The sequence below is a fragment of the Microcoleus sp. D3_18a_C4 genome (genome assembly GCF_036702415.1).
Taxonomy (GTDB): domain Bacteria; phylum Cyanobacteriota; class Cyanobacteriia; order Cyanobacteriales; family Microcoleaceae; genus Microcoleus.
Genome location: NZ_JAUBTI010000045.1, coordinates 40,896 through 50,889, shown reverse-complemented (window position 1 = coordinate 50,889; position 9,994 = coordinate 40,896). Strand labels below are relative to the sequence as shown.

Annotated in this window: 14 protein-coding genes; 8 read left to right on the top strand and 6 right to left on the bottom strand. The window is 45.2% G+C overall.

Annotated features, from left to right (window positions below; all coding sequences use genetic code 11):
- The 4 genes from QUB16_RS19415 to QUB16_RS19400 form a co-directional block, all read right to left on the bottom strand.
- A partial coding sequence (locus QUB16_RS19415) for a glycosyltransferase (RefSeq protein ID WP_333318562.1) occupies positions 1-342 on the bottom strand: 342 nt, incomplete at its 3' end.
- Positions 343-424: 82 nt separating this feature from the next.
- Entirely contained in the window at positions 425-1,132 is a 708-nt protein-coding gene (locus tag QUB16_RS19410) for a L,D-transpeptidase (protein ID WP_333318560.1), read from the bottom strand.
- Positions 1,133-1,457: 325 nt separating this feature from the next.
- A complete protein-coding gene (gene mraY / locus QUB16_RS19405) occupies positions 1,458-2,573 on the bottom strand; it encodes a phospho-N-acetylmuramoyl-pentapeptide-transferase (RefSeq protein WP_333318558.1) in 1,116 nt (371 codons plus the stop codon).
- Between the two features lie 129 nt (positions 2,574-2,702).
- Positions 2,703-2,942: a DUF3134 domain-containing protein gene (locus QUB16_RS19400; RefSeq protein WP_006631296.1), complete on the bottom strand. Its 240-nt coding sequence runs from the start codon at positions 2,940-2,942 to the stop codon at positions 2,703-2,705.
- A gap of 413 nt (positions 2,943-3,355) precedes the next feature.
- Between QUB16_RS19400 and QUB16_RS19395 the strand changes: the two genes are divergently transcribed.
- Together QUB16_RS19395 and QUB16_RS19390 are read left to right on the top strand one after the other, a co-directional pair.
- Positions 3,356-5,032 (top strand): glycosyltransferase family 4 protein, encoded by a 1,677-nt coding sequence (locus tag QUB16_RS19395; RefSeq protein ID WP_333318555.1) that lies wholly within the window; start codon positions 3,356-3,358, stop codon positions 5,030-5,032.
- A 319-nt stretch (positions 5,033-5,351) separates the two neighbouring features.
- Entirely contained in the window at positions 5,352-5,936 is a 585-nt protein-coding gene (locus QUB16_RS19390) for a PAP/fibrillin family protein (protein WP_333283136.1), read from the top strand.
- A 429-nt stretch (positions 5,937-6,365) separates the two neighbouring features.
- On the opposite strand, the gene QUB16_RS19385 is transcribed toward QUB16_RS19390, so the two are convergent.
- Positions 6,366-6,605 carry a helix-turn-helix transcriptional regulator gene (locus QUB16_RS19385; protein ID WP_333318553.1) on the bottom strand — a complete coding sequence of 80 codons (240 nt, stop codon included), beginning with the start codon at positions 6,603-6,605 and terminating at the stop codon, positions 6,366-6,368.
- Positions 6,606-6,768: 163 nt separating this feature from the next.
- On the opposite strand from QUB16_RS19385, the gene QUB16_RS19380 reads away from it, so the two are divergent.
- Positions 6,769-7,029: a hypothetical protein gene (locus tag QUB16_RS19380; protein WP_333318552.1), complete on the top strand. Its 261-nt coding sequence runs from the start codon at positions 6,769-6,771 to the stop codon at positions 7,027-7,029.
- A gap of 14 nt (positions 7,030-7,043) precedes the next feature.
- Here the strand turns inward: QUB16_RS19380 and QUB16_RS19375 are convergent, their stop codons facing one another.
- Complete coding sequence (locus QUB16_RS19375; RefSeq protein ID WP_333318550.1) at positions 7,044-7,178, bottom strand: hypothetical protein; 135 nt, start codon at positions 7,176-7,178, stop codon at positions 7,044-7,046.
- On the opposite strand from QUB16_RS19375, the gene QUB16_RS19370 reads away from it, so the two are divergent.
- The 5 genes from QUB16_RS19370 (at position 7,177) to QUB16_RS19350 (ending at position 9,926) form a co-directional block, all read left to right on the top strand.
- Entirely contained in the window at positions 7,177-7,845 is a 669-nt protein-coding gene (locus QUB16_RS19370) for a Uma2 family endonuclease (RefSeq protein WP_333318548.1), read from the top strand. The genes QUB16_RS19375 and QUB16_RS19370 overlap by 2 nt on opposite strands.
- 185 nt (positions 7,846-8,030) lie before the next feature.
- Entirely contained in the window at positions 8,031-8,273 is a 243-nt protein-coding gene (locus QUB16_RS19365) for a type II toxin-antitoxin system ParD family antitoxin (protein WP_333318547.1), read from the top strand.
- 8 nt (positions 8,274-8,281) lie between these two features.
- A complete protein-coding gene (locus QUB16_RS19360; protein WP_333318545.1) occupies positions 8,282-8,587 on the top strand; it encodes a type II toxin-antitoxin system RelE/ParE family toxin in 306 nt (101 codons plus the stop codon).
- 139 nt (positions 8,588-8,726) lie between these two features.
- Positions 8,727-9,095 (top strand): DUF433 domain-containing protein, encoded by a 369-nt coding sequence (locus QUB16_RS19355; protein ID WP_445251140.1) that lies wholly within the window; start codon positions 8,727-8,729, stop codon positions 9,093-9,095.
- A 15-nt stretch (positions 9,096-9,110) separates the two neighbouring features.
- A complete protein-coding gene (locus QUB16_RS19350; protein ID WP_333318543.1) occupies positions 9,111-9,926 on the top strand; it encodes a PD-(D/E)XK nuclease family protein in 816 nt (271 codons plus the stop codon).
- Positions 9,927-9,994 lie beyond the last annotated feature (68 nt).

Here is a 9,994-nt window from a genome sequence, read left to right as displayed (position 1 = left end):
AAGAGTCCCGATGCCTGAAATGCCCATGAAAAAATCTGTGGGTGGGGGCGGGCACGGGGGCACCGCCCCTACGGAAGGTTTTGTAGGGGCGGTGCCCCCGTGCCCGCCCAACCCCCCGTGGTTGCCCCGAAACAGCCCTGGGAGTGAGGGGGGGTTAGAGGCTGCTGTTGCGAGGATTGCTGAAGTGCGATCGCGACTGTTGTTGTCTACTAAGAGATATTCTACACTGTGTGGCGGATAAGTTTGCGATCGTAAACACTCGATCAAATCCGGCAAATCTGCCTCGCCATTGTAAACTGGCACTACCACCGAAACTTCCGGTAAAAACATTTTGTTGTTCATGGGGAAGGAGGCACAACACGGATTATGACACGGATACACGGATTAATGTTTGTACTTCCTCCTAATGACTACTGACTGCTGACTACGGACTAATTTCTACTGCCGTTCCCTTCTGCACAAACTGATACAACTCCTCAACATCCTTATTTTCCAGGGAAACGCAGCCCAAAGTCCAGTTCGATCGATATTTTATAATATTATCCGAATTAGGAGGAACGCCGTGAATCCCGACTTCGCTCCCTACACTATCGCCCCAGCCAATTGTACCATTTTGCTTAGCTTTTATATGTTTTCGCCAAGATTGTTTGGTTGGATAATCCAGCCACAGAAACTTTGACCAACTTTCGTGAGGATACATATCTTTAATCCTAAACACACCTTCCGGCGTCCGCAAATCCCCTGCTTTTAATTTATCACCTGTGGGGTTGCCACCAAATACTACAGGATAAGATTTTACTGGCTTTTTGCTATCGTATAGAGTCAGCCTGTATTTTGATTTTTCAACTAGGATGGAAATTCTGTTTTTATCTAACTTATCTGGTTCGCCTAAAATTTGTCTTAGCGGCTTGTCGTAGTTTAATAAATTATCGGGCGGTAATTGGGTATGCCAAATATTTAAATCATCAGCCGGACAGTTATTTAAGCAGAAAACGTCTAAAATGTAGGGAATTGGAACAGCATAACCCAGCCTAACGAGGTTCCAGTAAAAAACTAAGCTAGCAGCCAGCAATAGAAGGCTTGTAGATGAAACAGTTCTTCCAATATTGCCCCTGATTTTTTTTATTTCCATTGCATTAACTAGGGATATTATAGATTGTTCGGCGGTTGAAACTGCTACTTACTACAGAAACGAAGTCCCTCTCTAAGAGGCTAAGAAATGTGGAACAGCCCAAAAGCGTGTTGCTTTAGCTTTAAACGGGCAAGATGCCCGTTCCACAACTGCATTGAGTTATTGTGGAACAGGCCGGAAAGCCTGTTTCTTTCCCTTAAACAGGCTTTCCGGCCTGTTCCACAACTGCATTCAGTTATTGTGGAACAGGCCGGAAAGCCTGTTTCTTTGAAATAGGAGAAAATATCTCTTGCATCCCCTGCACAATCCGTTACCAAATCCGCTGTTAACTGTTGCTAGTAAACATCAAAATCATTAACACTAACACCCCGTTTGTTAAATAAAATATCCCAACAACCTGAGTTTCCAACCAGCCGCACAACTCTAAATGATGGTGCAGTGGAGCCATTCTTAACAGACGCTTGCCGATTCCATCCGGCCCTTTTGTAGCTTTGTAATAACCTACTTGAGCAATTACTGACAGCGTTTCAATAAAGAAAATCCCGCTGATAATTAATAATATCCAAAGGCTATTTGTTAATAAAGCTACCGCACCCAACGCACCGCCCAAAGCTAAAGCACCTGTATCGCCCATAAACACCTTGGCTGGATTGCGGTTGTGTGCTAAGAAACCGAAACAACTGCCACTGATGCAAGCGCAAAATATCATTAATTCTGGCGAAGTTGAGGCTACAGATGCGCCTAATCCCAAAAGTGCGATCGCCCCCAAACCTCCCATCAACCCGTCAACACCATCGGTAATATTAGTAGCATTGCTTTCGGCAACTAGCACAAAACCCGCCAGCGGCCAGAACAGCAAACCTAATGGCAATACCCAACCGAAAGGCAAAGCAACATTCGTAGAAATTGCCGGTTGATGAAACATCAGCCACAGACAAAATAGAGCAGCAAAACTTATTTGCAAAGCCAATTTCATCCGAGGTGAAATACCTTTGTTCGACTTGCGTCGCAGAATTTGCCAGTCATCAATCCAGCCAATGAAACCGTAAGCTAAAGTTAAAGCCGATACGGCAACAACATCTGAGTTAAACTTAGACCAAAGTACAGCGACTGCTACCCCAGCAGGTACAAAAAAGATGCCTCCCATTGTGGGCGTTCCCGCTTTTTTCAAATGGGCTTGGGGGCCGTCTTCGCGAATTATTTGTCCTGCTTTTAGTTGCTGGAGTAGGGGTACAACTGCATAGCCCAACCCCGACGCAACTAAAGCACAAACAACTAGCGGCATAAATAGCGATGCAGGTAAATTCAAAAATCTATCCGCTGCTACATCTAAACCGATCGCTACAGTGCCTAGCCCCAAACCCAGCAGCAGGAATAAATTCTTGCCTGTAAGTTTGAAAGGCAGACTTAAAGGGATTTTCTCATCCAAAAAGTTATCCATAACACTCCTCACCACACACTATTTGAGAATAAGCAATTGACAATGGGGAATAGGGTGCGATACAGGAGATTGAGAAATCTCTTAGTTTTTCTTCCCTGTTTCCAGTTGATTTCTTCACCCTTCTACCCGTTATTCTTCGCCTACACTCACATCCTCTTCTACTTCCTCTTCTAAATCATCGTAAGGACTGTCGTCAACTGCCATAAGTTCAGAAATTTCTTCTTCGTGCAGATAGTCGGGTTCTTGAACATCCCTTGCTAACAGGCGATTGTTAGATTCCAACCAGTCTAAAAGAGAAGATTGCTGTTTTAATGGAATTACATCCGCAGGTAAGTGGCGAGGAATTTGACGCAGAGATGGGTTGTACATGATTATCGGTTTTTAAAGACAAAGACGCGATCGAGTAGAGGTAACGTTTTGCCGACGAACTGCTCCTTTGATCGAGCACTTGTAAATCGGGCATTTAGCAAGGCTAAAGCATTATACCACAGGCACTGTTTGGTTCCGGATCGGGATAAGATGGGAGACCGAAAAGGCGATCGCCCCCAAGCATGGGCATGAGGATAACACTAAAATCCGCTCTTGCCAATCCTTCTTTAGCCGTAAGCATTGTAATCTAAGACGATCGTCTTTAAGATATCGCGGGACAAGTGGCGATCGTATTCTGCAAGCTTCGCTAACGGCAAGGGTTTGATTCACAACAGTCTCCTGGTTTTTCATCAAAGCCTGAGCTCGAATGCCCTCTGGCTTCTTCAGTCAACTCTCAAGCAATAAATCTCAGAATGGATACAACGGCAGCGGTTTTATACAACAAAGAGGGTTACGACACCGGAGGGCAAAAACTTCTGGGGCGTCATTCAGCCGGAGAAGGGTTTCTCAAAAGCTTAGTCCAACACGGAACCGCTGACTCTCTCTACTGTTACGCCGATAGCGAAATAACCTTTAAGGAGTTTTGTTCGCACATCCAACCTTGGCTGCAAAAACCTCGGAAAGTGCGCTGGATTCCGATGGAACGACCGGATTTTCTATCTCAACCGGGCACAATTTACCGACCCGATCCGCTTCTGTCGCAGATGGTTTGGGCGCGCAGATTTGTCGATCAGCGGGCCTACAGCGTTTGCGGCGTTACTCACACGATCGGTACAAAATACATCATGGGGGCGATCGGCGATTTGATAACCGCACCCATGCAGCCTTGGGACGCCCTGATCTGCACCTCTGCAGCGGTGAAAACAGCAGTAGAAGGAGTTATGACGGAGTGGTCTGAATATTTAGCCCAGCGCAACGGCGGTAAACCGGAAATTTTAGTCAAATTGCCGGTTATTCCCCTAGGAGTGGATTGCAGCGCGTTTCCGCAGGGTGTGGAAGCAGTTAATAGTCGTCGCCAACTGCGACAAGAACTCGGCATTTCTCCCGAAGATATTGTTGTGTTATTTGTCGGTCGATTGATTTTTTCTGCAAAAGCTCATCCGGTACCGATGTACATCGCCCTAGAGGGCGCGGCACAACAGACAAAAGCCAAAATCCACTTAATTCAAGCAGGTTGGATCGAAGATCCGAGAGAAGAACCCGACTTTAAAAATAGCGCGCAAATATTTTGTCCCTCCGTGAATGCTATTTTTTTAGATGGGAGAAAGCCGGAAGTTAGAATAAATATTTGGTCGGCCGCCGACATTTTCATTTCGCTTTCGGACAACGTTCAAGAATCCTTTGGGCTGACGCCAATTGAAGCAATGGCAAACGGACTGCCGGCCATAGTCTCCGATTGGAACGGATACAAAGAATCTGTACGCCACGAAATAGACGGCTTCCGCATTCCCACACTCATCCCGCCCCCCGAATCTTGTTTAGATTTAGCGCTAAATTATCTTGACGACAGCTTAAATTGGCCGACTTACATGGGTCACACTTCCCTCGCGACAGCAGTAGACATTGATGCTTGCACCCTGGCGTTGTGTGAATTAATTGAAAACCCCGAATTGAGAAAGCGGATGGGGGAAAATGCCAGACAAAGGGCGAGGGAAATTTATGATTGGAAAGTAGTAATTGCTGCTTACGAACAATTGTGGCGGGAATTAGCAGAAATTCGCATGGAGGCACCGGAGTCAGCACCTTTAAAACCTGGGAAGCCGCCTTATCCCCTAGGCGACGATCCGTTTCGGGTATTGGGCCATTATGCGACTAGAAGTTTAAGCAATGAGATGATGCTGAGTCTGGGTGCGATCGCCACACCAGAACTTTTAAAGCAGGTACAGACAATTAGGTTTACCAGTTTTGGTGAGGATAGGAGAATATCTGTTAGCATTCAGATGGAGATATTGGATGCGATCGAGCAGGAAGGTGCTGTCAGTGTCGGTGAAGTTCTCAGGCGTTATACCAAAAACGAGCAAGAATTAGCATCCCTGTATCGGACTCTGCTCTATCTGGTGAAATTTGGTATCTTAGTTATTAGTTGTTAATACTCTGCGGACTCGGCGATTAAAAGCGCTACTACACAAAATTTCGTCCCTCTCGCTTGAGACAGAAGAAAAGAGCGGTCTGACTTTTGCCTCACCTTCGATAATTAATCCCAGGGCTGTTTCATTCTCAGAAAAACCAGGGTTTTGTAGGGGCGGTGCGACCCCTACTCCCCGTGCCCGCCCAGCCCATAGACGAGCGGGTAGGGGTTTCAGATATCGGGGCAACCGGGCGTGGGATTGCCCCTACAAAAGAATGAAACAGCCCTGAATTAATCCGTGTATTCGTGTCAAAATCAGTGTTCTTCCTTCTTAAAAAATCATGCTTAGAAAATCTGCACTCTTAGAGATAATTGCTGGTAAGAATCGCGGTTTGCTGGCGACTCCCAGCGACAAACAAGCGATTTTAAGTGCGATCGCCCAATTGGAAGATTACAACCCCACGCCTCGCCCTGTCGAAGCTGCAGAGCTTTTAAATGGTGATTGGCGGTTATTGTACACCACCAGCCGCGAACTGCTGAATCTTGACAGTTTTCCCTTGGTAAAATTGGGTCAAATTTATCAATCTATCCGCGTCAAAGAATCTAAAATTTACAACATTGGCGAACTTTACGGCTTGCCTTATTTGGAAGGAATTGTCAGTGTAGCGGCGAGATTTGAGCCAACTTCGGAACGGCGAGTGCAGGTGAAGTTTGAGCGGTCTATAGTAGGTTTAAGCAGGTTGATTGGCTATGAATATCCGGGGAAGTTTATCGATGAGATTGAGTCGGGGAAAAAGTTCGCTGCTGTAGATTTCGGGCTGGATACTCGCGAACAGCAGGGATGGCTGGATATTACTTATTTGGATAAGGATTTGCGGATTGGACGGGGGAATAAAGACAGTGTTTTTGTCTTGACAAAAGAGTGATTTGTTATTATTTGATATCGGGGCGGGTTTTACCAAAAATCTCAGCCTAAGACCCACAATCTTTTAAACCCGCCCCGACCTAATTACCAAGTTATGATTTGATGTAGGGGCGGGTTTTACGAAAAATCTCAGCCTAAGACCCACAATCTCAAAAACCCGCCCCGACCTAATTGCAAAGCCCACAGTTTCATCAAGCTGATCCTACAGGTAGATGGGGATTTGCCGTTGGGTGGGTGCGGGTTTAAAAGATGATCGATTTTAGACAATTATTGTCTGTAAAACCCGCCCCTACAATACTTTACATTCTCTAATAAATCAATTTGCCCTGTTCGTGGGTGCGGGTTTAAAAGATGATCGATTTTAGACAATTATTGTCTGTAAAACCCGCCCCTACAATACTTTACATTCTCTAATAAATCCAGAGGATTCTTACTCTGTCAGTTTTGTCTGTTCTTTCTTTTCCATCGGCATTGACTTTCTGACAGCTAGCACTAACTCCGCTTCGGTACATCGATACAAGTCCCGCATTCGGAATACTTGCCAAACTTCCATTTTTGGCAATGTTCGACCCTTTTCCCAGTTGCGAATAGAAGATTCCGCACATTCTAGTATATGTGCTACGTCTATAATTTTTAGCCCCGCACGTTCTCTTAAGGCTCTCAGATCCATAGCTGACAGAACCTTTTGATGGACAAAACGTTAAGTTTTACCGTGAATAGTTGACGGATATGACCTATTTGGTGTTTAATCATAGTAGTAGAGGCGTTAGTCGATTTCCGCCAAGAGACTTACTAACGCCCTTTCCTGTACTGCTTACGAATACCAGACGATTATGACACAAAACGGTTATCAACAGGGATTCTGTGCGAATCATCGGGCGATCGCGTACCAAAAACGCCTTTACCCTTGGGCGATCGCCAAACTCATGCCCAGTATGCAGCGGGCGATTGTGGGGCGATTTCGCAGTCGATCGGATGCTGACGGGCACTTGCTGTGTCGGCGTCAACTGATGCCTCAAGCAACACTTGTCGTAGTCTTTGACTTGCAACCAGACTTAGAAGTACCAATTGCGGCGCCCACAGCAATGCGATAAGCACCGCATCAAAATCAAAGAAACCGGGTTTTTTGCGGTTTTTGCGGGCTGTAACGAGTATTTTCGCAAAAACCCGGTTTCTGGGCATCCAGCAGATAAATATCAACTTCAGTTAGGATAAAATTATCCTCAATTTGCTTTTGAATCATGACTTATACAACTCCAAAATTCATCGTGTCTCAAGTGGGTGAAATCCCCCAATGGCAAGCCGCGACGTGGGAAGATTATGTAGCGGCTTGCGAAGATCCATCTTTGGAGGAAGCCAGAATATTTTTTTATGAAGGATATCTTTGGATAGACATGGGTAATGAAGGAATTAATCACGCTAGATTTAACAACCTCTTGACTCTGGTGTTTGGATTTTGGTTTGTCAACAAAGGAGGACAAGCTTTCGATGATTTGGGTGGATGTGTAATTGAAAAGCCAAAGGTGGGAGGAGGTGCGCCCGATCGCATTTTATATGTCGGCGGAGAATTCATCCAGTGGCAAAAAGGTGAACCGCGCCGAGTCAATCTGAATAAATCGCGAATCCCCGATTTAGTTATAGAAACTTCCGATACTACTTTGGCCAGCGATTTAGATGAAAAAAAGCGGTTGTATGCTGCTTTGGGAATTCCTGAGTATTGGGTAGTAGATATTAAGGGCGAGAGAGTTTTGGCATTTCGCTTGCAGGAAAACGGGAAATATCAGGAATGCGAAATTTCCGGTGCGCTTGAGGGATTGCCAATTGCTTTACTATCGGAGACTTTAAAACTTTTGGGTGAGGGAAATGGGACGGCGGCGATGTGGTTTGCTCAACAAGTTGGGAATTTGTAGAGAGGTTGGCCAAAAGTGCGTTAGCGAAGCCCTCGAAGAGGATCGCACGCGATTCACAATAATTTTTTCAAGCTCGACTCTAGGGCTGCCACAATCTCTGAGAATATTAATATTTGTGCTACGCTAATCTACAAAAGATGTCACGCTCGTGCAGTAACCTTTCTGTGATTTAAAGGAGCAGGTCAATGAATATTGTCTTAAAGCCGGAATACGAAGAGTTTATTCGATCGCAAATTCAAAGCGGAAAATATGGCAGCGCTGAAGAACTAATTGGAGAAGCGATCGCACTTTTAAGAGAACGAAAACAACGCATCGAAGAACTTCGCCAAAAAATAGCAGTGGGAACTGCACAAATTGCTAAGGGACAAGTGACAGATGGAGAACTTGTGTTTGCCAAAATTCAAGAAAAGATCGATCGAAGAGAATAGTCAGGGGCATGAACAGTTATACATTTTCAGATGAAGCCGTCCGAGACTTGAATGAGATTTGTGAGTACATTGCTCGCAATAGTTCCAGGGCAGCCAGCGAGCTTTTTGATGCAATTCGTCAAAAATGTAAACTTGTCGCCGAATTTCCCAATATGGGCAAACGCTATGAGAGGTTATCCCCCAACTTGCGCGGATTTAGTGTTAGGGATTATTTAATTTTTTATTACCCCAGATCGGACGGGATTGATATTGCTCGCGTGCTGCGGGGCGATCGAGACTTGGAATTATTGTTTTCAGAGTTAGGGGAAGATTAATTAGCGTTGGATCGATCTGAACAGGCGATCGCACTTGGGGAAGCAAAGGGCGATCGCGCTTAATGCTTCTCAATTTTTGACGCACTTTTAGCTTAAATCATAACATATAATAAAAATATATCTGTCGTGTAAATTTGCCATGACTGTACAATCTGTTTCGCGTTATGTCGCACGTCACCCTGAAATCTTGCAAAGCGAACCAATTATCGCAGGAACCAGGACTTCCGTTCGGGCGATCGTGGAATTGTGGCGTTTGGGGATTACTCCTGAAGAAATCCCGATGCACTTACCTCACCTGAAATTAGCTCAAATTTTTGACGCGCTGAGCTTTTATTTGGATAACCAGGAAGAAATAAATACTTATATAGAGCGCAATCGAATTCCTGAAGACTTGATTCATCCTGCTGTTAAAGCTGCAATGAGAAAACAACTGAAAGTATTGGAATTGTTCGGTACTATTGACTGCGACGAAGATTCTAACTACAAGCAGCAGCAACAAACAATATGAATATCCCTAAATAAAATGCTCCGACTATCCCAAACCCAACTCAAAATCCTCGAAGAATGCCCCCGCAAATTCCAACACAGCTACCTCGAACTACTCGCCACCACCGCCTCCCCAGAACACAAAGAAAAACTCACATGGGGAAGCCACTTTCACCTATTAATGCAGCAGCGAGAACTCGGACTTCCCATTGAATTCATCATCCAACAAGACCCCGAACTGGGACGCTGTGTAGCAGCATTTATCAACACCGCACCCGAACTTTTCGCTAATTCAGAAAATAGCGATCGCATTTTCCGCCAAGCCGAACACCCCCGCACCCTAATTTTCCAAGACTACCTATTCACCGTTATCTATGACTTGCTAATAGCAGAACCAAACGCCGCGCAAATTCTCGACTGGAAAACCTATCCCCGCCCTCAAAAATCAAAATGGATAGCCGAAAGTTGGCAAACTCGCCTCTATTTATACGTCTTAGTAGAAACCAGCGACTATTCCCCCGAACAAGTTTCCATGACATACTGGTTCGTACAATTGCAAGGAGAAGAACCGCCGCAAAAACTCACGTTTTATTACAACCAAACAGAACACGATCGCACAAAACAAGATTTAACCCACCTATTGCAGCAGCTAACCGACTGGCGACAGCGCTATACCGAAGCCGGCGACTTCTTACCCCAAGTAGAAATTAGTTCCAATCTTTGCGATTCCTGTCAATTTGCCACTCGCTGCAACCGCACAACAGACAACACAGCTTCCTCACCAAATCTGACCGCAGAAACTCCCACAGATTGGCTGCCAAATCTTGCTATCATTGAGGAAATATATATTTAATTCAAATGTTGTACTATGCAACTATTAGTCGCCCGGTGGGGGCGGGTTTATAGATATTGTGGATGTGA